The sequence below is a fragment of the Clostridium sp. chh4-2 genome (assembly GCF_002899675.1).
Classification (GTDB): Bacteria; Bacillota; Clostridia; order Lachnospirales; family Lachnospiraceae; genus CHH4-2.
Genome location: NZ_PKUU01000030.1, coordinates 1 through 21,807 on the forward strand (window position 1 = coordinate 1; position 21,807 = coordinate 21,807).

Annotated in this window: 16 protein-coding genes; 4 read left to right on the top strand and 12 right to left on the bottom strand. The window is 46.3% G+C overall.

Going from position 1 to position 21,807, the window contains the following annotated elements; genetic code table 11:
* Positions 1-546: 546 nt before the first annotated feature.
* The 8 genes from C0033_RS27235 to C0033_RS23705 form a co-directional block, all read right to left on the bottom strand.
* Positions 547-687, bottom strand: a complete 141-nt coding sequence (locus tag C0033_RS27235) for a hypothetical protein (protein WP_180994873.1) — start codon at positions 685-687, stop codon at positions 547-549.
* A 5-nt stretch (positions 688-692) separates the two neighbouring features.
* The gene (locus C0033_RS23675) at positions 693-1,862 is read right to left on the bottom strand and encodes a LysR family transcriptional regulator (protein ID WP_180994874.1); all 1,170 of its coding nucleotides are present in this window, start codon (positions 1,860-1,862) and stop codon (positions 693-695) included.
* Between the two features lie 26 nt (positions 1,863-1,888).
* Positions 1,889-3,679, bottom strand: a complete 1,791-nt coding sequence (uidA, locus tag C0033_RS23680) for a beta-glucuronidase (RefSeq protein WP_103230316.1) — start codon at positions 3,677-3,679, stop codon at positions 1,889-1,891.
* Between the two features lie 21 nt (positions 3,680-3,700).
* Entirely contained in the window at positions 3,701-5,737 is a 2,037-nt protein-coding gene (locus C0033_RS23685) for a heparinase II/III family protein (protein ID WP_103230317.1), read from the bottom strand.
* A 17-nt stretch (positions 5,738-5,754) separates the two neighbouring features.
* Positions 5,755-6,936, bottom strand: coding sequence for a glycoside hydrolase family 88 protein (locus C0033_RS23690; protein ID WP_103230318.1), 1,182 nt, complete (start codon positions 6,934-6,936; stop codon positions 5,755-5,757).
* A gap of 188 nt (positions 6,937-7,124) precedes the next feature.
* Positions 7,125-7,961, bottom strand: a complete 837-nt coding sequence (locus C0033_RS23695) for a carbohydrate ABC transporter permease (protein WP_103230319.1) — start codon at positions 7,959-7,961, stop codon at positions 7,125-7,127.
* A 14-nt stretch (positions 7,962-7,975) separates the two neighbouring features.
* A complete protein-coding gene (locus C0033_RS23700; RefSeq protein ID WP_207656890.1) occupies positions 7,976-9,049 on the bottom strand; it encodes a sugar ABC transporter permease in 1,074 nt (357 codons plus the stop codon).
* Between the two features lie 117 nt (positions 9,050-9,166).
* Positions 9,167-10,534 carry a sugar ABC transporter substrate-binding protein gene (locus C0033_RS23705; protein WP_103230320.1) on the bottom strand — a complete coding sequence of 456 codons (1,368 nt, stop codon included), beginning with the start codon at positions 10,532-10,534 and terminating at the stop codon, positions 9,167-9,169.
* A gap of 288 nt (positions 10,535-10,822) precedes the next feature.
* Here C0033_RS23705 and C0033_RS23710 point away from each other — a divergent pair, with 288 nt between their 5' ends.
* From C0033_RS23710 to C0033_RS23720, 3 genes are all read left to right on the top strand, one after another.
* Complete coding sequence (locus C0033_RS23710) at positions 10,823-12,670, top strand: histidine kinase (RefSeq protein WP_180994875.1); 1,848 nt, start codon at positions 10,823-10,825, stop codon at positions 12,668-12,670.
* A 17-nt stretch (positions 12,671-12,687) separates the two neighbouring features.
* Complete coding sequence (locus C0033_RS23715; protein ID WP_103230321.1) at positions 12,688-14,307, top strand: response regulator; 1,620 nt, start codon at positions 12,688-12,690, stop codon at positions 14,305-14,307.
* Between the two features lie 133 nt (positions 14,308-14,440).
* Entirely contained in the window at positions 14,441-16,309 is a 1,869-nt protein-coding gene (locus C0033_RS23720; RefSeq protein ID WP_103230322.1) for a heparinase II/III family protein, read from the top strand.
* A gap of 73 nt (positions 16,310-16,382) precedes the next feature.
* On the opposite strand, the gene C0033_RS23725 is transcribed toward C0033_RS23720, so the two are convergent.
* From C0033_RS23725 to C0033_RS23740, 4 genes are all read right to left on the bottom strand, one after another.
* Positions 16,383-17,477: a hypothetical protein gene (locus C0033_RS23725; protein ID WP_146043809.1), complete on the bottom strand. Its 1,095-nt coding sequence runs from the start codon at positions 17,475-17,477 to the stop codon at positions 16,383-16,385.
* Positions 17,478-17,536: 59 nt separating this feature from the next.
* A complete protein-coding gene (locus C0033_RS23730) occupies positions 17,537-19,033 on the bottom strand; it encodes a methyltransferase (protein ID WP_103230324.1) in 1,497 nt (498 codons plus the stop codon).
* Positions 19,034-19,200: 167 nt separating this feature from the next.
* A complete protein-coding gene (locus C0033_RS23735) occupies positions 19,201-20,352 on the bottom strand; it encodes a UxaA family hydrolase (RefSeq protein WP_347501215.1) in 1,152 nt (383 codons plus the stop codon).
* A 36-nt stretch (positions 20,353-20,388) separates the two neighbouring features.
* Positions 20,389-20,685, bottom strand: coding sequence for a UxaA family hydrolase (locus tag C0033_RS23740; RefSeq protein WP_103230326.1), 297 nt, complete (start codon positions 20,683-20,685; stop codon positions 20,389-20,391).
* Positions 20,686-20,874: 189 nt separating this feature from the next.
* Between C0033_RS23740 and C0033_RS23745 the strand changes: the two genes are divergently transcribed.
* Positions 20,875-21,804 carry a LysR family transcriptional regulator gene (locus C0033_RS23745; protein ID WP_103230327.1) on the top strand — a complete coding sequence of 310 codons (930 nt, stop codon included), beginning with the start codon at positions 20,875-20,877 and terminating at the stop codon, positions 21,802-21,804.
* Positions 21,805-21,807: the final 3 nt, after the last annotated feature.

Genomic DNA, 21,807 nt, shown 5'->3' on the forward strand with positions numbered 1-21,807 from the left:
TTTTATCCTTGCGGATCTAAGTACTTCTAAGGGGTTCCATACGATCCCATTTCGCCGATTACTTCCGCCGCCCGCCTGGGTTTCCCCTTCTTTCCGGCTGTTGCTTGGCTAGCTGAGGGAAAAAAAGATTTGGTGAATGGGAAAGTATGTTTTTACATCAACCGTGAGGTCTTTTTCAGAAATACCTTCACGATTTAATGTAAAGGGTGAGGTCTTTTTGTGAAATGCCTTCACGATCTATGTAAATTTAGCTTTACGTAAATACCGATGTACACTATTGTTTTTAACCAAGCCAGCGAAAACCAGCCCGGAATCGGGATTCGGAGCCGGGAGACGAAGGTCGGAGGGGCCATCCGGGCCGGGGAAGGAAGATGCAGACAGATCGGATCGTATGGAACCCCTTTAGAACACCTTAGGCCCGTAAGGGCAGAACGAGGCAGGTAGAAACTGATTTCCGTGTCAGTTTCTAAGGCGCCCTTGAGCAGCGAAGTCATAAAGAGTTCACTGCGAATGGCGCCGGCCTGCCTTGTTCTGTCCTTACGGGCCTTAGTTGTTCTTAGGGGCGAATCCCGAATCCGATCTGGCTGCATCTTCCTTCCCCGGCCCGGACGGCCCCTCCGACCTTCGTCTTCCGGCTCCGAATCCCGATTCCGGGCGTACCTTTCCGCCAAATCCGTTAAATAACAATTTACCTACTCGATTAAAAGCCCCTTCAAAATCCGCAGAAACTCTCTCACGCTTTTAGACAGCTTCCCCTTCTTAGGATAAGCCACAACCAGTTTCCAGGATGCCATCAGCCCCTCTTCCAGGCAATAATAGGCAATTCCCTCCATATCAGAGAACAGGTCCAGATAGGACCCCGGCAAAAACGTGATTCCCATTCCGGCTGCCACAAGGCGCTTTGCCGTTTCCATGCTTTTTGTTGTATATCTGATTTCCGGCACGATTTGGGACTGTTCTAGAATCTGATCCGCCACCTGGCGCAGCTTCTGTCTGCCCGCTACCATAATGAACGGCAAATCCTTGATCTGCTGCAGCTTCTGAACGCTCAGAGGTTCCTTTTCATCAATCTCTAACTGCGCCTTCATCCCATCCGGAATCACCAGATAAAACGGATCTTCAAAAAAGTCTTCATACTGCATGGCCTCATTGGATTCCTGAAAATGCATGATTCCAAAATCCACCTTTCCGGCCAGAATCATCCGGTCCAGTTCAATGGAATTATATTCTTTAAATGATACCTGAATTCCGGGATACTGTTTTGAAAAGGCGGGCAGGATTCTGGGAAGCAGATACGTGCCCAGATTCGGAGGTATTCCGAATGTAAGCCTTCCTTTTTTCAAATCCTGAAACTCTTCTAAGTCGGCCAAAAGTGTCCTGTGTATCTGCCTGATTTCTGACAGAATGTCAAGAAACCAACTGCCGAATTCACTTTCCTTCAGTCCTTCTCTGTTTCGGTAAAAGACCGGCTGACCGAAGTCCTGTTCTGCCTGAAGGAGAACCTGGCTGAGGGACGGCTGCGCGATAAACAGCTCTTTTGCCGCCTTTGAAATGGTTCCGCATTCTCTTATGGCCAGCATATAGCGGATTTCATTGCCCGTCAGGTTATGAGCGGTTCCTTTTTCCTTTAACCGGTCACAGCAGTCCAGAATCCGTTTCACGGCGTCGAGAACCACACATCCCTCAGCTGTGGCCTGGATGCCGGAAGGCGTTCTCTTAAAGATGGAAACTCCCAGCTCTTCTTCCAGATGTTTTAAATTTCTTGTCAGGGTGGAGGAATCCTTATTCAGCAGCCGCGAAGCCGTCTGCACGCTTCCTGCCTGTGAAATGGCAAATACATATCTCAGCTGTTTTTCATTCATAGGCATTCCTCCTCCGCATTCAAATCTTATTTATAAAAAAAGTTCGGAATCTTTCTCCACCGGCTGCGGAGAGAATGAGCCGCCAGCTTTGGCGTCCGTTCCCTTGTAAAGATCCCTTTTCTGTTCCCAACCACTCTCATAGGGCCTTGAATAGTGGCGAAATCTGCAAAATTCCAAATCTGCTCTCCAATAAAGAACGGCCGTTTATCACATTCGGCGTTGATCCGATCATAATATTCCGCCTGGAATTCCTCGCTGAACATGCCGGGCACAACCTGGTGCATTCCCGCCACCGTATCGGCTCCGTATTCAGTAAACATCACCGGTTTGTCCTGCTCCTGCCAAAAATCCAGTTCCATATTCCAGCCATTGCAGGCCGCATCCAAATCTCCGCTTAAATTATACCATCCGTAATATCGGTTTAAGCATACCACATCCATTGTACGGCTTGTAATGTCTTTTGTATAGTCATTTTGGCAGCAAACCAGGGTGACCGGGCGGTTCTGGGGATCTTTTTCATGGGCCAGTCCGTATAACTCATGCCAGTAATCGTATGCGTCCTGTGGAAAATGCTCTAAATCGGGCTCATTTCCCAAACTCCACATCACCACGCATGGATGATTTTTATCCCTTGCAATCAAGTCTTCTATCACCTGGCGGTGGTGTCCCAAGGTTCCGAATTGATAAACATTCTCATGTTCACCCATATTGACTCCTACCGCCGGGGTCTCGTCAATGATTACGATTCCCTCCCTGTCGCACAGATCATACATCTCTTCCGCATAAGGATAGTGGCTCGTGCGGAATGAATTGGCGCCCAGCCAGTGAATCAGGTTCACATCTTTTACATTCAGACAATTATCAAGCCCCCGTCCATGGAAATAAGAATCCTCGTGTTTTCCAAATCCTTTAAAATAAAACGGTTGATGATTGATTAAAAACTGGGTTCCCTTTACCTCCACAGTTCTGATTCCGAATGTCTGGTCATAGCTGTCCCCGCCGTAGGTGATGCGGGCCGTATAGAGATATGGAACTCCCGGGTAAGGCCACCAAAGCTTAGGATTTTCCACCGTAATGGTTCCAGTGAGCCCATGGCTTACAGCCACTTCCTTTTCATCCGAATCCAATATAGCGATCTGCGCCTCTCCTTCACCATCCACTTCAATCTTATATTCGATTTTTCCATCCGTATCCGTAACAATGGTCACATCTTTTATGCGAGGTATGGGCGTCGTATAGAGCCATACCGGCCTATAAATGCCCGCATAGTTAAAGAAATCAAAATTAGGCCGGTTCTGGGGTGCCTGTTGCCTTTTGGCTGTTTCCACACTGGGAATTCCAGGATTGTCCGAACCGAAAAAGGCGGTCTGAGTGGGATCATTTCCCATAGGAAGCGTCTTATGGTTCACCTTGTTGTCAACAGCCACGGTCAGAAGCGCTTCATTTCCCGGCTCCACAAACTCTGTAATCTCAGCTTCAAAAGGAAGAAATCCGCCCTGATGCGTGCAGACCCGTCTGTCTCCCAGCCACACAACGGCCTGATGGGCCACAGCTCCGAAGCGGAGAAAAATCCTTTGGCCGGCCGCTGCAAACGGCACCGCAAATTTCCGCTGGTAAAAAACCCAGCCGTAATGATCCCTGTATTCTTTGCAGTCTTTTTGGTCATTGTAGCTGGCCGGAACAGCCACAGGGTCCCCGTTTTTTAGGATTCCCGGCATTTCTCCCTGTTCCGAAAAGCTGCCATCATCCAATTGGAAATTCCATATTCCATTCAGTTCCATGGCCATTCTGCTTCTGTTTTGTTTTACTCTTAACATCATCGTCTCCTTCCCGACCGTCTAATAATTCATGACGGTACCAGCAATCCTGCCTTTTTCTTTATCAAATACGATCACATTGCCAAAGCCCATGTATCCTTCCGATTCCACCAGATCAGTGGGGGAATTCACCTCCTGGTGGCAGATGATAACCACATATTCCCTGCCGTCCAGACTGATCTTTACGGCTTCTGCCATAGAATCCGGATAGGTGATTCCTTTTAATGCGGAATGTACCGGTATTTTCTGCGCCCTGACCTCACGTTTTTCCCCGGCTTTGGAACCGCAGATGACCGTAATGAAGGATGCAGATCCCTGCTCCTTTAAGGTCACCTGGATGCGGGTGCGTTCCACTGCTTTGTTATAATCCCTGGATATGCGCCCGGTTAAAGCTTCTGCATTTGCTTTGGGATTTAAAAAGAGAAATTCCGCATCTCCGCGCGTTCCCCGGTATATGGCTTTCCACCCTTCCGAACCGGAAGAACCGGGACCAATAAGTTCCGTTTTTCCCGTCTCCCCAAAGTTCCAGTACTGGGTGTATTCATGGTTTCCCGATCCGTACATCTCGTCCATAATGAGGTACAGATCCGGCTTAATATGAAGGATTCTGCGGTTTATATAGATTCCTTCTTCCATATATCCCAGATGGCCGCCCTGTATGTATTCATAGCAGTCGTCGAATTTATATCCCTGCTTTACTGGCTGGCACAGCTTGGAACACTCCCACGCATCTTTACATACGGTAAAATATTTTTGGTCCACGGTTATGGTATTATGAGCCGGAGGATCCTTAAACTCAAACCTGCCGTCTCCGGCCACATAGGTATATCTTCCGCTGTCGGTCAGCACATCTTCACCGTGAATCACAAGGTCCACATGAAGCTTATCCGAATGCCCATGGCCTGCTCCCAAAGTGCCGCAGTGAAAATGGAGAAGGTTTCCGTCCTCATCCCAGCCGTCTCTCAGATAATAATTGCCGCTGTCCGCCATCGCAATGGATGTAAAATCCGGTTCTCTTGTCTCCATGTCCTCATAGATCCCGGCGCTTTCGATTCCCAAATCCCAAACGCTTTCAAAATCCAGTTTGGGATATCCTCCGTATTTCAGTTCACAGTCCTTAAAAAGAAATGCCGCCACGGATATATAATCCCGGATATCCACATGATCGCTGTCTCCCATCATAAACTGGCAGTGATCCGGCTTTTTCCAGGCCAAATCCGCGTAGGCCATCCGGTACACTTTATCCAAAATGGCTACCGGCACCTCGATATCATTTCTGGCTGCCAGAATCAGAACATCTTCATAGCAGTGAAGCACCTCGTTGTGATATCCCGGGGACTGCTCCCAATGCACCCCATCCTCCATAATCTGCATTCTGGCTTCCATTTCCAGGTGTTCAAGAGCAATTTCCGTATACCGCTTTCTCAGGTTTTCATCCGGCATGGCGATGCCGATCTCAAACAGGCCGTGGTTTTCAATAACGCCCCAGTTGCTGATATAACGGTAAGGAGAATGCATCTTTATAATAAATTCCGCATGTTCTACCAAACAGTGATAAAAAGCGTCGATCACCTGGTCAGTCAGCGCAGGGCTGTCTTTAAAATACCGGATCGCCTTCACCCAGAACTCTCCGCGAAAACCGGCTTCCAAAATCCTCCAGGCCGTCTTTTCCGTGGCGTCCGTCCGTTTTACCCTGGTGATCCAATCCATCAGAAGGCGTACAAAATTTTCTGCATAAACCTCATCCCCGGTCAGCTGGTATGCCTGCCCCAGACAGATGAAATACCGGTGGCGGTTGAATTGGTAGATGAATTCAGGATCGTCTCCCGGCTGATATTCCCAGTCGATCTCCCCATCCGGGAACTGGACCGGTTCCCAGGTGCGCTCCAGATCCCATTTTAAATCGAACAAAAAGTAATTGCGGCACACCTCGTCTGCAACCCGTATGATGTGCTCACACTCCTTGGGCCACTCACGTTTGCAGTACTGTGCAACCGCCTTCCAGTCATCCGTAAAAAAATGTTCGTCGCTTCTTGAAAAGAACTCGTTCTTCGTCATGTCCCTGCCTCCTGTCTTTACCAGTAACTGTTCCAGCTTTTATGTAGCCTTGTGAGCGCTTCCATATAAAAATAATCTCCCCAGAGATTGCATTCATCCACCCCATAATGATTACAGGTATTGTACGGGGAGTGGTTGGAATAAGTGCTGTGAAGCACCTGTCCGTTGGATTTCTGATAATCTTTTACCGCATAATGATCCGTCAGTGATTTCATAAATTTTTTCGCAGCAGAGCGGTAATAGGCGGCATCTTCCGCCTCCATATACTCCGCCATTTCCAGCATGCCGCAGGCTGCTATGGAAGCGGAAGACGAGTCTCTGGGCTGCTCATCCTCATCGCTGAACTCCAGATCCCAGTAGGGAATCAGGTCCTTTGGAAGATGATTGAGATAATAGCCGGCAACTCCTTTAAACAGATCGATATATTCTTTGCGCCCTGTATACCGGTAGCCCACCGCAGTTCCGTAGATGCCCCACGCCTGGCCTCTGGCCCAGGCAGATCCATCTCTGTAGCCCTGGCAGGTGGCTCCATGATCCGCCTCTCCAGTCTCCCTGTTAAAGAAAAAGGTGTGCCAGGTGGAAAAATCCTCACGGACCACATTGGCCAGCGCCGTGTGTATATGTTTTTCTGCAATATCCCGGTATTTATGGTCTCCCGTTTCCTCTGTGGCCCAGTAAAGCAGGGGAAGGTTCAAAAGGCAGTCTATAATCAGTCTATAGTTGTCAGGAGCGTCTAACGGCCCCCATGCCTGGATGAATTCCCCTTTTGGATGAAATCGGGTGATCAGCTCATCGGCTGCTTTAACGGCGGCGTCTCTTCCGGCCCTGCTGCCCGTCAGCTTATAACCGGCCACGCAGGATGGGGAATACATAAATCCCAAATCATGAGTTTCCACATCGATTTTCTGTTCAATTCTATTGGCAAAGCTCTGAATCTGGATGTCCGCCGCCTCTTTTAACCGATCATCCCCTGTGTATTCATAAGCCAGCCAGATTTCCCCAGTCCAAAACCCGGGCGTCCAGTCCACGTTATCCGTGGGGGCATAAAAGCCGTTTTCACTGTATGCTTTTTGAAACTTATAGGTAAATTCCGGAAGAACCCTGAGAACCTGGTTCGAGGCGTCAGACAGGGCCCGCTCTGTCTCTTCCGGCGTTATTTCCTTCCTATTTTCTAAATCACTTCTGGTAATCCAGCTCATAATATTCTCTCCTTTTTGCACAGGCAGGACGATCCGCCTGCATCGCTATTTATGAAAACCGTATTTAGAAAAGGGGCCATCTTGAAATCATATTTTCGGTTCTTTCATGGCTTTGGGTGTGGGGCTCAACCCTACACCCAAAGCCATGAAAGAACCGTATTTTCAGGACAGCCCCTCTTTATTAATTATTATCCTTTCACGCCGGTGGCCGCAACTCCTTCTACAAAGTATTTCTGAAGGGACAGGAATACCAAAAGCACGGGAATCAGGCTCAATACGGATGCCGCCATAATCAGGCCGTATTCCGAACCAAACTGGCTGATGAACATGCGCAGTCCTAACTGCAGGGTTTTCTTGGATTCTGTTGTCAGATAGATGAGTGGTCCAAGGAAATCGTTCCACGTGTTGACAAAGGTGAAAATTGTCAGTGTGGACAGGGCCGGTTTGGAAAGCGGAAGCATGATTTTATACCATATTTTATATTCGTTCATTCCGTCGATTCTGGCCGCTTCGCAGAGTTCCGTCGGGATTCCCTGATAGAACTGCTTCATCATGAACACGCCGAATGCGGAAAACGCCTGAAGGAATATAATTGCCAAATGAGTGTCGGCAAGACCCATGGAACGCATCATCATAAACTGGGGAACCATATATACCTGCCACGGAACCGCAATGGTGGCTATGTAAGCTAAAAATAAAATATTTTTTCCTTTAAACTCCAGTTTTCCAAATGCGTATGCCGCAAAACTGCTGGTTAACAGCTGTAAAAAGGTTACGATTAACGTAAGTTTTACCGTGTTGAGCACAAATTTAGCCAGCGGGATCTTATTCCAGATATCCACATAATTCTTCCATCTGGGATTGGTTGGAATCCACTGGATTGGGAATATGAACACGTCCTTATCCAGCTTTAATGATGCGGAAAGCATCCATACAAACGGCACCATCATGACGGCCGCCAGCACAATCAGCACAACATAGAGAATGCCCTTAAATATCTTTGTTTTTCTGTTATTAATCTTCATCTCAGGCCTCCTCCTTAATTTGCGTATTTCTTCTCACCGCGGAACTGAACCAGTGTGATGGCCAGAACGATGAGGAATAATATCATGGCAACTGCGCTGGCATAGCCTAAGTTCCAGTTACGGAAGGCTTCTTCGTAAATATGGTAAACCAGCACGATGGCCGATTCATTCAGCACACCCGTGTTGCCTCCTGCCAGCATATAGACGATATCATATACTTTAAAGCAGTTGATGGTAAGAATGATGGTGACGAAGAATGTGGTCGGCTGAAGCTGAGGCCATGTGATATAGCGGAATTTCTGCCATACGTTCGCCCCGTCCAGACTTCCCGCCTCATATAATTCAGCGTTGATTCCCTGAAGCCCGGCTAAGTAGATCACCATGTAATACCCCATATTCTTCCATACGGAGAACAGAATGACTGTAAACATTACCCAGTCTTTGTCCGCAGACCATTTGGGAAGGCTCTTGGCCGCCACACCCAGGTTGTATAAGATCATATTGACCGGGCCGCTTTTAGCCGGTGAAAAAAGCATGTTCCAAACCGCCGCAACCGCAACCAGTGAGGCCACATAAGGGAAAAAGCTCACGGTACGGAAGAAATTTTTTCCTTTAATTTTCTGATTCAGAATGACAGCCAGTCCTAAGGCAGCCGCCAAAGTCAAAGGTACAGTCGCAACACAATATACAATTGTATTTCTCAGCGAAGCCATAAAACGCTTATTTCCAATCATCATCATAAAATTATCCAGCCCCGCAAACTGCATCGGGTTATTGCCGTCCCACTTTAAAAACGCGAGGACAAAAGCAAATATCACCGGTCCAAGTGTAAATACCGCAAATCCGATAAAATTAGGGGCGATAAAGGAATATGCCACCAGATCACGTTTCGTTTGTCTGCTGAACCGTTCCCCTGTTTTCGCCTGTCTGATCTTATCCTCTATTCTCTCAACTTTTTTCGCCAGCTTTTCGCGGCGTTTCGGATCGCTTTCTTTTTGTATCCGCTGTTTTAATTCCTCAAGCTGGGGATTCAGGACAGCCAGCTTTTTTTCGACCGCTGCCGGGTCTATCTTTCTCACCTTTGCCATTGCTCTCTTAACCGGTTGCCCGGCTATCCTCCTTTTATAGTTTCTTTAAATGAGGCAGACGTTTTTAACTCCGTCTGCCTCTGTTTCCTAAAAACTGTCTTATGTGATTGTCCGATATTACTGTCCTAAAACTGCCTTAATCTTTTCGTTCATGCTGGCAATGCCTTCGTCAATGGTCATATTGCCTGTCATAATGTTGTCATGAGCCTCATTCAGAATCGTTTCCATCTCTGAACTCTTCGCATTAACAGGCATTTCCAGATAGAGGTTTGCAGTCTGAAGGGCTTCTTTGTTTCCATCCTCTGTTGGGAATCCCTCAATGGAAGAAATCATGGTGGCGATATCATCTGTCATCAGAGCCGGAATGGTTCCTGTCTTAGCAAGAATCTCCGCGCCTTCCTCACTGCATACGAATTTGATGAAATTCCATGCTTCCTCTTTATGAGGTGCGTTGGCAGGAATTGATAAAGCTGTAATTGTAGCCAGTGTAGATCCCGGTTCCACGCCTTCTGCATGAGGATATTTGGCGATTCCCCAGTTTGCGCAGTCTGTATATTCGCCATTGTTGATCTTTTCAATCAGGGTGGAGATAAACCAGGTTCCCATGTTCATCATACCGATATTGCCCTGTGAAAATGCTCCTGAATAATGAAGGTTTGAAGTCTTTAATGTTGCATAATCCTGGCAAACGCCGTCTTCCTGCTCTTGTAAAATCATCTCATAATAAGGTTTCAGGAAATCATATTCTCCATCCACGATGGTATGTTTTCCGTCCAAAATTCCGAAAAGCTGTACGGCGCTTCTCCATGTATGGTAATGAGCTCCGAATACTTCTGATCCCGGCTGGTCATTTGTGATCTTTCTTGCCAGCTCGTCATACTGCTCAAATGTCATATCATTGGTTGGGTAAGGTACGCCCGCATTATCAAACACATCTTTATTGTAGTAAAGAACCCAGAAATCGCTTCTGAACGGCAGCTCATACAGGCTGTCATTGACTTTAATCTGATCCGTCAGGCCCTTAAACGCGTCCAGATCCACTCCGTCCTTTTCAATATAGGAATCCAAAGGCTCTAATGTTCCTTTATTCACTAATGTGGTATATCCCGGAACATCTTTCACTGTAACTACGTCAAAATCAGAACCGTTTCCTGTAAGCTGGGTTCCAAGAACCGTCTGGTAGTCGGAGCTTCCAAGATCCACCATCTCAATCTTAATATCCGGGTTTGCCGCTTCATATGCATCGATCAGCGGAACATAATAAGGGGTCAGGTCTTTATCCCAAATAGACCATTTTAATACGGTTTGTCCTTCTTTGGCCTCTGTCTTGCTCTCCGCTTTTGCCGCCTGGGTATCCGCTGTGCCGCTTGTAGACACAGCCGTTGTATCATTCGATGCAGGAGCCTTTGTGCCGCCTCCGCATCCGGCTAAACTGCCTACCATTGATGCAGCCAGCATTAAACTCAATATAGATTTCTTTTTCATCCCTGTTTCCTCTCATTCTGCCGTTCTTTCCGGCTTTTCGTTGTTGCTTTGTTTATGTCATCATTATACATTTTTTCCATTGGGCGTTGAATGGAATTTCTAGCGGAAAAGATTCATTTTTTAACTAAAATACTTTTTTTATTCCGTAAAACCGTGTAAAAAACATACACTTTTTTATCATAACCAGCACTATTTTACAATCAGATTCAGCTTTTTGCACATATTTTTAAAACCGTTTGACAAATATTAAGCAATTTACTATAGTATTGATGAAAGCGGGGGATTCCTATGATAAAACGCATAATGCCAAAGACAATCCGTGGAAAGATCATCACCTGTACAGGTGCTTTTACTATTATAATCGCGGTGATAACCGTTACAATCTGCTACTGCGTCTTTCAGACGTTTCTGATCCGGAACCAAATCCAATCAGCCGAATACAATCTTCAGGTGGTTTCCCACAATGTTTCTGCAAATATGGATAATATTATAAATTTTAATGAATGGTGTACGTCCAATCCTGAGATCAGCAGGTATCTGGATGCATTTAAAAACCAGACCAAGATGCCCTCGATCTCTTCCGATCACGCTTACCTCAGAATGATGGCTCTCAACGCCTATGACCGCCTGAAAGAGGAATACCGCAACACCTATTCCCATAATTACATAGCAAGAGTGATCATCAGCCCTCTCAACTGCTGGAATTATCTTCAAATTTCCGATACCGCCTCTTCTCTGACGCCAAGAGCGGCGGACATCATCCATAATGCCGGTTTCTTTGAAGAGCTCTACGGAGCAAACGATTATCTGTGGCCCGGTCTTGAAGAAGATCCTTTCGCCACTCTGGAATCAGGCATGATTCTTCCAATCATCCGTCCTGTTTACAACCAATATAATTCTGAAATTGTGGGCTGGACCTATTTTGCCATATCCGACCAGCTGATCAGTTCTTATTTAAGCTCTTTTCCGCTGGATGACGGCAGCCATCTCTATATCACCATCGGCAGCCGTTCCTATCTGTATGAGGACGGAATTTTTAAAGAAACTCCGCTGACCTGCCAAATACTTGAGGATATCAGCAGCAATACGGTCAACAGCCAGGCCAGCCTTGTTAAACTTCCCGACGGCAGCAAACGCCGCATTGTCACCTGCCCGTTAAGCAGCAGGGGATGGACCATATCTCTTATGTTATCTGAAAAGAATTATAACACGCAGACCCAAGTGTATCTTCTTTTGGTGGGAATCATTGGCGTGACCATTTTTGTTATGGCATTTCTTCTCGTCTATATGTTGAACCGAACCATCAGCCAGCCGGTGAAGAAGCTGAAAGGCACCATCGACCGGATTTCCCACGGGGATTTCACAAGGGATTCTTCTATCGAATGGGAGGACGAGCTGGGCGTAATCGGCCGGGGCATCAATCAGATGTCGGAAGATGTGGTTTCTCTGATGGAAAAGCGTGTGACCGATGAAAAACAGAAAAAGGATCTGGAATACCAGATACTCCAAAGCCAGATCAACCCGCATTTTCTATACAATACGCTGAATTCGATCAAATGGATGGCTACCATACAGAATGCGCCGGGCATCGCGGAGATGACCACATCCCTCGCCCGTCTGATGAAAAATGTCTCCAAAGGTACCGCCTCCCTCATACCTCTCAAAGAGGAACTGGACCTGGTTAAAGACTATTTTCTGATCCAGCAGTACCGTTACGGAGGAAGCATTTCCATCGAGTATCAGATCGAATCCGAGGATCTGTACCAATGCCGCCTTCACCGGTTCAGCCTTCAGCCAATGGTGGAAAATGCTTTGTTCCATGGAATCGAGCCAAAAGGCTGCGTCGGAAAGGTGATCATAAAAGCGGAAAAAACGGAAGACCCTAATTCCTCTCCATCCCTTAAAATCTCGGTGACAGACAATGGAATCGGAATGACGGAGGATACCATCTCAAAGATACTGACTGGAGAGGCCAGCCCCAGCGCCGACTTTTTCAAGCAGGTGGGAATTAACAATGTCAACAAACGGATTCAATACGATTTTGGGCCCGATTATGGAATTCATATAGAAAGTCAGCCCGGAGAATATACGACTGTAATTATCATACTCCCCTACTCCACACCGGCGGAGGATTAGGGGAAAAGGAGGATTTTATGATTAAACTTTTAATTGTGGACGACGAGCCCCTGGTTCAGATTGGCATCAAATCGATGATCAGCTGGGCGGATTACGGCATCGAAGTCTGTGGAACAGCGATGAACGGGGAAGCGGCTTTAAAACTCATCGAGGAATACTCGCCGGAACTGGTGATCACCGATATTAAGATGCCGATTATGAACGGTCTGGATCTGGCTAAAACGTGCCGGGACACTTATGGTCCCATCCCTCTGTTCATCTTCCTCACCAGCTATGAAGAATTTCAGCTGATCAAACAGGCCATGTCCTATCAGGCCGTGGATTATCTGATCAAGCTGGAATTGGACGCCAAATCCCTGACCGATTCGGTAAAACGCGCGCTGGAACGGCTGGAAAATTTAAGAGCCAGCGAGGCGTACAAAAAGGAAGGCGGCCGCCCCCTTTTGCAGAGCTACAACGATAAGTTCCTCATGCGCCTTCTCTACAACCTGTTTGACAGCAGGGAACAATTCGAAATCCAGGCAAAGGACCTGAAACTGGATTTTACGGATCTCTCATATGTAGCGGCTCACGGAGAGATCTACAGCGAAAAGGCGGATCAGATGGAACCGGCCCAGCAGGTAAATCTCTATTCCAGCAGCCTTCAGATGACCCGGGAAATCTTATCAAAATACCAGTCCTGTTACATAATTTCCCTGGACAAACGCCATTTTGCGGTTATTTTCTATTCCGCATCCGGCAAGGATCTCAGTCTGGACGCACTGCAAAACGCCCTTTCCAACACCGCCCATATGGTTTTTAACTATTTTTCCGTCCGGCTGACGGCGGGAATCGGAAGTATTCTGGAAGATCCTTTAAAGATCAGCGAATCCTATCAGGAAGCAAGGCGGGCATTTAACATGACCGGCCCGGATAACCCGATCAAGACATTTTCCGGCATTTCGGAAGGGGCCATCAAAAATTCCTTTAATCTGGCTCTTTTTAAGGATTCCTTTACAAAGGCATTTGAAGAATTTGATACTGATGTTTTAAACACTGCCATCACGGAGATCACCGGACTTTTCGCGTCCCATCCTCTCCGCTACCTTCAGGCGATGGACGGCGCCTGCAACATCCTTTATCTGGCAATTTCCCTACTTCCGGACGGGGAAGAAACCATGAATCAGATATTTTCCGGTCATGCCGACGGATACCGTTCCATCTATAAGCTGAAAAATGTGGATCAGGTCAACGAATGGCTGGAAACCTTCCGCGCCGGCCTCTGCCAGGTCCTCCAAAGCAGGCGTAAAACCTATAAAGACCACGTGATCACCAACGTGCAGAAATACATCAACAACCATGTTGAGGAACGGCTTTCCTTAAATGAAGTGGCCGCCGTATTCGGCCTGAGCCCCAATTATCTCAGTGCCCTTTTTAAGAAATCCTGCAATATCGGATTTTCCGAATACATCACCCAGAAAAAGGTGGCGAGGGCAAAAGCCCTGCTTCTGGAAGAAAACATGAAGATCTATGAAGTAGCGGACATGCTGGGTTTTGAAAGCGCCTTTTATTTCAGCAAGGTGTTCAAAAAAGTGGAAGGCATATCCCCTCGCGAATATGTCCAGGACCATATCACCAGCCCTACCGCCCTTAAATAAAATTAAGTGAAAAAGTACATTTTAATCTGTAAATATTTCATTGTAAATGCCGCCGGTCTGTTATTAAATAAAAGCAGTACAGATCAGCCTGCCAAACAGTCACATAATCTCATATAAAAGGAGCATCTTATCCATGTTTACAGAAACAGCGTCAAAACTCGCGCCCCCATTTCTATCCTTTTCTCCTTCCGCCCCGGTTCAGGACCGGAACTTCTGGGAGAATCTGGATGATTCTATAAAACAGCAGCTTATAAAGGACGGGGAAGCTTATCTGAATTATGATTATCCGATCCTGAAGGCCATGGACTATATGGAATTTTCCAGAAATGGCTGCCGGGTAAACTATGAAACAAAACTTTTCAGCCGCCGCACGGCTCTCAACACCCTGGTTCTGGCCGAATGCGTTGAAAATAAAGGGCGGTTTATGGACGATATCATAAACGGCATATTTATGATCTGCGAAGAAAGCGGCTGGCAGCTTCCCGCCCACAATTCCTATATCCGGGACACCCCCCAATTTCCGCTTCCTGACGTGACCCGTCCGGTCATCGATCTATTCAGCGCAGAAACCGGCGCAGTGCTGGCCGTTGCGGAATTTCTTTTAAGGGAACCGCTGGCCCGGATCAGTCCCGCCATCTCAAAGTTAATCGATCACAATCTGGAAACCAGAATCTTCACTCCCTATCTCTCGGAATATTTCTGGTGGATGGGCGACGGCAGGGAATCCCTTAACAACTGGACGGTCTGGTGCACCCAGAATATTCTTCTGGCCGCTTTTACCAGAACGATGACCGTGGACAGGCAGATGGCTGTAATCGAAAAAGCCTGTAGAAGTGTCGACTATTTTCTGGGCGAATACGGCGAAGACGGCTGCTGCGACGAAGGCGCCCAATACTACCGCCATGCCGGACTGTGCCTGTTTAACTGCATTGAAATCTTAAACGGAATTACCGGAAATGCCTTTTCTTCTCTCTATAAGGCAGATAAAATTAAGAACATCGCGGCCTATATCGTGAATGTCCATATCAGCGATATTTACTATGTCAATTTTTCCGACTGCTCTCCCGCAGCAGGAAGATGCAATGCCAGAGAATTTCTGTTCGGCCTGAGAACGGATAACCCCGATCTGATGAAGCTGGCCGCTTCCGACTACCAGAAAAGCGCTGATCCTCTTCTCACTGAGGAGCACAATCTGTTCTACCGTCTTCAAACGCTGGCCTGCCATAAGGACATGATGAATTATGAGAAAAATCCTTTAATCCACTATAAAGACCTTTATTACGGCAGCACCGGACTTTTTATCTCCAGAGACAGCCGCTACTGCCTGGCCGTAAAAGGCGGCTGCAACAATGACAGCCACAACCATAATGATACGGGAAGCTTTACAATCTACAAGGACGGACAGCCGTTATTTATTGATATCGGAGTTGAAAGTTATACCAGGAAGACATTTTCGCCCCAGCGCTATGAAATATGGACCATGCAGTCCCAATTTCACAACTTGCCCACATTTTTAGGATGCAGCCGTTCCGATCTGGAACAAATGCCCTATGCTTATGCATCAGACTTTATGGACGGAATTGGGGCAATGGAGATGAACGGGGAAGATTATAAAGCGAAAAATGTGGCCTATCTTTTAGATGGAGAATGCAGTTCCATCACCATGGATATCGCCGATGCGTATCCGGACCGACGGATTATTACTTACGTGCGCAAAGCGGCACTGTATAAGGGGAAGGAAATCGTGATTGAGGATTCCTATACCGGTACGCTAGCGCCTGTTGTTTTGTCGCTGATCAGTTATGAAAAGCCAAATTGGAATGAAGAACGGAGGGTTCTTTCGATAGGGGAACTGGGGGAATGCCGGATTACGGGATGTTCCAGTGTAAAGACAGAGGCTTTTGCAGTGGAGGATCAGAGGCTTCGATTGGCTTGGAAACATGAGCTTTACAGGAGTTTGGTGACTTTTGAAGGAAGTGAACTTGAGTTGAGGATTCGGTAAACGGAAATGTGACCAATATTTTGCATATTTACCAGAAAAGTGAAGACATTTTTAAAAATGCCTTCACTTTAGTCTAATGTTCAAACCCAAGAACAGCTCCGATATCTTCAGGACTATTCCATAAATCAGTCATATGTGTGTCTGTATCTACAGCAACAATATACTCTCCGTTTTCAACTTTTTCTTTATAATAATCTCTTTCTTTTATCATTTGAGGCACATCTGCCATTGGCTGCGGAATACCGCTGCTGAATCTCATAGGTGTCCATGTTATCGTACTGCCATCATTCATAGTCCATTTTACGTCAAAACTACCCTCAAACGAACTATTTGTAAACGTTCCATCTCTTTCCACTCTTACAGCGGTCCTACGTCCATTACCAGCTGCAGCTTTGTTTGTATCCCTGGTCTCTAAGATTCGGCCTGCGCCATTTGGACTATCCTCTGTCCACTCGCCTGAATATAAATAAATATCCCTGGTATCGTTATCGCCGAAGACTGCTTTTACCCATATTCCATAACCGCTTCTCATTCCATTTTCCCACTGTCCAAAATAGTAGAAATTGTCTGGATAGACAGCAAGCCCGTTCACTCCGTCCTCATCATAATAAATAAAAGCATCGTCAATTGCGGCACTCATTTCCATATAACGGTCCTGACGCATTAATCTTTGCAGATTCTCTAAATCAGTTTCAAGGAAATATGGATAAATCTCCTTCAGTAAATCGAGACTTTTTTTATTGTTTCCGTTTTCACCGATCAGTAATTTCAATTTTTCAATCTCTGTTTCAGCTTTTTTATTGCCAAGTTCTTTCGCTTTTTCTAAATCGGCCAGCGCTTTTTCGTAAAATATTTCTTTTTGCTCAGCGCTTAGTTCAGCACTGCCTATATAGGCCTTAGCCCGTTCCATATAAGCTTCTGTCTTTTTGGGATCAATCTCGATCGCTAAAGAAAATACAATTATAGCTTCTTCATAGTTTCCCTCCAATAAATATTTAGCACCCAGTTCAAATTGGCTCTGCCATTCAGAAACTGTTTCTTTTTCAGCATCTGAAATGTCCCCATCCTTCATGTTACATCCTGCCAGTAAAAAGGACAACATGAAAATACTAAAAACTATTGTTTTACTGTATATAAATTTCCTTAATCCAATACTTTTTCTTTTCATATTGCCCCCATAACATATATTTTTAACACGGATAAAATCCGGCTTATTAAAGCAAACTCTTACTGCCTGGGTTTTAACACAAATACATAGGTCCCTTCTTTTAAAGAAATCTCATACGTTTCAGCGATCACAAACCCATTCGCCGCCGCCATCTTTTTCACATACTCCCCATTATGGGAATACAGAATGACCACTCCGTCCTTTTCCAGAAAATGCCCCGCCGTGCTGAAAAACTTTTTATACAGGTCATAAATCTCCTCTTCCGTCTTTCTTCCAATCCGAAACGGCATATCCGTGATAATCTCATCGAACAGATAGTCATGTTTAAATTCAAAGAAATCCCGGTTAACGTAATGTACTATCTGCTTTGCCGCTTCCGTATTCGTTCTGGCCTTTAAAATGGCATCTTCCTGAATGTCCACACCATACATGGTATTGGCTTTCACCGCTTTATGCCGCTCAATCAGCATGGTTCCAACTCCGCAGAACGGGTCTAATACCTGTGCGCCTTCTTTCTGGTATTTTTCTGTCAGTTTCACGGCCAGCGCCGCATTAACCGCTTTTATACTGGTTGGGATCACTTCTTTCCGGTAAGAAAAACGTTGGTCTTTTAAGGTAAATAATTTAAGCAGCACATTTAAACTGCCCTCTTTATTTTCAATCAAACGAATCTCGAACTCATAGTTTGAAGTGGTGTTAATGAATTTCCGTTCCGACAATTTTTCAATTTGGGAGGACAGTTTTTTAGTAAATGAGCTCCTTTTGTCCAGTTCCATCCTGCTTTTGAACTCCACGCGGAAATAATAGGGAGGCTTGCCGCTGTGACTTTTCGCCATAAATTTTAACAGGTCTGATTTTACAATGATCCCGGCCGCCTGTTCGGCATCCATGGGGCAGGTCTGCATCCCTTTTACCACAAACAGAAGATCCTGATAGGTCCGAATCTTGTCCATCCAGTTTAAATTCCCCACCCGGGCCATGATTCCCGCATTAAAAATCTTTGTTTTAGCGCCGGGTTCCAACATCCGCAGTTCTTCCATGGTGACTTCCGGGAAATTCCGGTTTGTCAGAAGAATGATATCATATGTCTCCTCCATCCCTGTGAACGGGTGCATCCTGACACCGTCCATGGTGACAATCATGGAAGACAGCTGGCGGATCTCCTCAGTGATATGCTTCACATTTTCCGGAGCCGGTTCCTCTTTGGACAGCTGATCCAGACGTTCTTTAAAAAACGGCATGTAATCTCTATAATCAAAGTTTTTGATAGCAATCAAATAGGAGCTTTTTACAAACATCTGCTGTTCCGACTGATATGCCTGATAGAGAGGCTCCAGAAATTCCTTTTTTCCCAGCTCGCCCATTAAAAGAGCCGCATTTTTACGGGTTTTGGCATCCTCATCTTTTAGTAAACGAATCAGCTGTTCTTCTGCTCCGGCCATGCAGGAAAGAGCTGCTTCTCTTCCTCTGGCTCCTTTTAATTCCTGGCGCAATTTGCTTAAATTCTGTCTTGTATCCTCATTTTTTAATATCTGTTCCCAAATTTCTTTTATCATAGTTCTCCTTTTGTAAGCGTTGGCTTTCCAGTAAGTATACTATAGATCGGGACAGATTTCTACCACGGCATTTTAAAGACCCAAAGATGCAGCAGTTTTGCCTGCCGAAGCCAATACAGACATCGGAAGGCAAAACTGCTGCCAAATGCTAAACTTTAATATGAGAATTATACAAACCGGCAGATATGGTCAATGCAGACATCCGAAAATCCATATGTTTCTGCTTTCGTCATTTTCCCGCTACACACTCTGATCAATTCCTCCATCAAGCTGCCGCACACCTCCTGCGCCCTCTGTTCGCCTTCCGTAACCGCGCTCACATCCACGTCCATGTTGTCGGTCATATTCTGGTAAGTCAGACGGTTTCCGGTAACTTTTATCACAGGGACAAGGGCATTGCCTGTGGGCGTGCCGCGCCCTGTTGTGAATACCACAACATTACATCCTCCGGCCACCATAGAGGTTACGGATGCAATATCATATCCCGGCGTATCCATGATAATGGCCCCGTTCTTTGTAGGCCGCTCTGCCTCTTCTAAAACTTCCACCACCGGTCTTGTCCCGCCCTTACGGATGCAGCCAAGGCTCTTTTCTTCAAGGGTTGAAAGGCCTCCGTCTTTATTGCCCGGGGTGGGCTGCCCGTCACGGCAGTTCTGTCCTGCGGCCGACAAATGTTCTTCAAATTTCTGGCATATGCGGATGATTTGATTGTGAATTTCCTTTGTTGCCCCTCTTTTGGCCAATACATGTTCCCCTCCGATAAACTCAATGGTCTCGCTCATCATCGTGGAAGCGCCCCAATCGATCAGGTGGTCGCTTAGTTCCCCCACCACCGGATTGGCGGAAATCCCGGATGTGGCATCGGAACCGCCGCATTCAATTCCCATGAGAATATTCGAGATATCACAGGGAACTCTCTGTTCCATGCCGGCCTTCTCCACAAGTTCTCTCGCGGCCCTGACCGCTTTTTCGATGGTCTTTATGGTGCCGCCCTCTTCCTGGATTCCAAAAGACACCACCGGTTTTGTGGTCTGCGCCTGAATCTTTTCACGCAGCATTTTATGGGGAACCGTCTCGCATCCCAGACCTACAATCACCACTCCATAGACATTGGGATTTAAGGCGAATCCCATCAGCACTCTCTGGGTCATCTCCGTATTGGCCGCCACGTCGGAGCATCCTGTATTGATAATCACGTTGACCGTTCCTTTTACCTGACCTGCAATGATTCTGCAGCTCTCACTGGCACATGCGCACCCGGGCAGGATCAGCACGTGGTTGCGGATTCCTGCGCGCCCGTCCGCTCTTTTATATCCCATGAATTCCATATTTTTTCCTTTCTATGCAGATTATTCTTACAGTAATTCGCTCTCATAATCTCTTGGAACACTGCTGATATTGCGGTGGGAAACCCAATGGCCGGCCGGTATATCCTGCTGCGCTTCGCCGATGATTTCTCCATATTTCATAACCGCACCGCCTTTTTTAATATCGGCCAGCGATATCTTATGGCAGTAAGGAATCTCTTCCATCGCTAAAATGGTGAATAATTCCTCCCCTAAACGGTAGTGTACCGCCTCCCCTGTCTCAATCTTTCGGATACAGGTCGCAACATTGTCATTTTCATCCATCAGTAATGCATTTACCTTCATCTTCCTCTCCTTTCACTCTGGAACAATTTTTACGCGCGAATCCCCTTCATAGGTTGATTTTACCAACCGGATACTATAAAATCAAATTGTATGTTTTAATATTTCTATAAATTAATTTTATAGCTTAACCGGTGAGAATTTGCCGGTTCTGTAAAATGGAAGAAAGGCGGCGGACGATGCAGCAGGAATATGAGATACATCTATGAAGTTTATAAAGAGGGAAGTTTTTCGAAAGCAGCCCAAAAGCTGTATTTAACCCAGCCAACGCTCAGTATCGCCATCCGGAAAATTGAAGAGCAGTATGGAATGCCTCTCTTTGACCGGAGCGCAAAACCTCTGAATTTAACGGATGCGGGCGCGCTATATATTCAAAAGATAAAGGAGATTATGGCCTTAGAAGAAGAGCTGGCCTGTCAGATTAACGATTTATCATCGCTGAAAAGCGGACATATCCGCATCGGCGGAACCCAGTATTTTAATTCCTATGTGCTTCCTTCTGTATTGGAACAATTTGCCCTGCAGTATCCGGGCGTCAGAATAGAATTAAGAGAAGATACCTCCGCCGGAATCGGACAGCTGCTGTCAGACGGTTCGGTTGACCTGATGTTCAGCGTAAATGATATGGATGAATCACTTTTTGACTTAAAACCCGTATTTAAAGATGAACTGCTGCTCGCCGTGCCAGGGCAGTTTCCGGTCAATGGACCGCTTGTTCCCTATGCCCTGACACGCGGGCAGATCATACAGAATCGTCATCTTGTTAAGGACTGCCCCTGTGTGCCGCTGAACGCCTTTTGCGACACGCCCTTTTTAATTCTGACAGAGGGCAATAACCTGCATAAGCGCGCCCTGCTTATCTGTAAAGAGGCAGGTTTTGTACCAAAAATTCATATGGAAATCGAACAGTTGGTGACTTCTTATCACCTGGCCGGCGCAGGGCTGGGAGCTGCATTTGCCACTTCTCTATTGATAAAAGGAAGCATTGATTACGGCTTATCCTATTACAAAATCAAATCGGACCATGCCTCACGCAGTTTCAATGCGGTCGTGAAAAAAAGCAGCTACACCTCCCGCGCAGTCCAGGCATTTATCGGTATCGTGGAACGGACCTATGGTTGACCG

Excerpts from the sequence above, each read along its gene's own strand:
- C0033_RS23675 (WP_180994874.1), bottom strand. The coding sequence starts at position 1,862 with ATGAATGAAAAACAGCTGAGATATGTATTTGCCATTTCACAGGCAGGA.
- uidA (WP_103230316.1), bottom strand. The coding sequence starts at position 3,679 with ATGTTAAGAGTAAAACAAAACAGAAGCAGAATGGCCATGGAACTGAAT.
- C0033_RS23685 (WP_103230317.1), bottom strand. The coding sequence starts at position 5,737 with ATGACGAAGAACGAGTTCTTTTCAAGAAGCGACGAACATTTTTTTACG.
- C0033_RS23690 (WP_103230318.1), bottom strand. The coding sequence starts at position 6,936 with ATGAGCTGGATTACCAGAAGTGATTTAGAAAATAGGAAGGAAATAACG.
- C0033_RS23695 (WP_103230319.1), bottom strand. The coding sequence starts at position 7,961 with ATGAAGATTAATAACAGAAAAACAAAGATATTTAAGGGCATTCTCTAT.
- C0033_RS23700 (WP_207656890.1), bottom strand. The coding sequence starts at position 9,049 with ATGGCAAAGGTGAGAAAGATAGACCCGGCAGCGGTCGAAAAAAAGCTG.
- C0033_RS23705 (WP_103230320.1), bottom strand. The coding sequence starts at position 10,534 with ATGAAAAAGAAATCTATATTGAGTTTAATGCTGGCTGCATCAATGGTA.
- C0033_RS23710 (WP_180994875.1), top strand. The coding sequence starts at position 10,823 with ATGATAAAACGCATAATGCCAAAGACAATCCGTGGAAAGATCATCACC.
- C0033_RS23715 (WP_103230321.1), top strand. The coding sequence starts at position 12,688 with ATGATTAAACTTTTAATTGTGGACGACGAGCCCCTGGTTCAGATTGGC.
- C0033_RS23720 (WP_103230322.1), top strand. The coding sequence starts at position 14,441 with ATGTTTACAGAAACAGCGTCAAAACTCGCGCCCCCATTTCTATCCTTT.
- C0033_RS23725 (WP_146043809.1), bottom strand. The coding sequence starts at position 17,477 with ATGAAAAGAAAAAGTATTGGATTAAGGAAATTTATATACAGTAAAACA.
- C0033_RS23730 (WP_103230324.1), bottom strand. The coding sequence starts at position 19,033 with ATGATAAAAGAAATTTGGGAACAGATATTAAAAAATGAGGATACAAGA.
- C0033_RS23735 (WP_347501215.1), bottom strand. The coding sequence starts at position 20,352 with ATGGGATATAAAAGAGCGGACGGGCGCGCAGGAATCCGCAACCACGTG.
- C0033_RS23740 (WP_103230326.1), bottom strand. The coding sequence starts at position 20,685 with ATGAAGGTAAATGCATTACTGATGGATGAAAATGACAATGTTGCGACC.
- C0033_RS23745 (WP_103230327.1), top strand. The coding sequence starts at position 20,875 with ATGAGATACATCTATGAAGTTTATAAAGAGGGAAGTTTTTCGAAAGCA.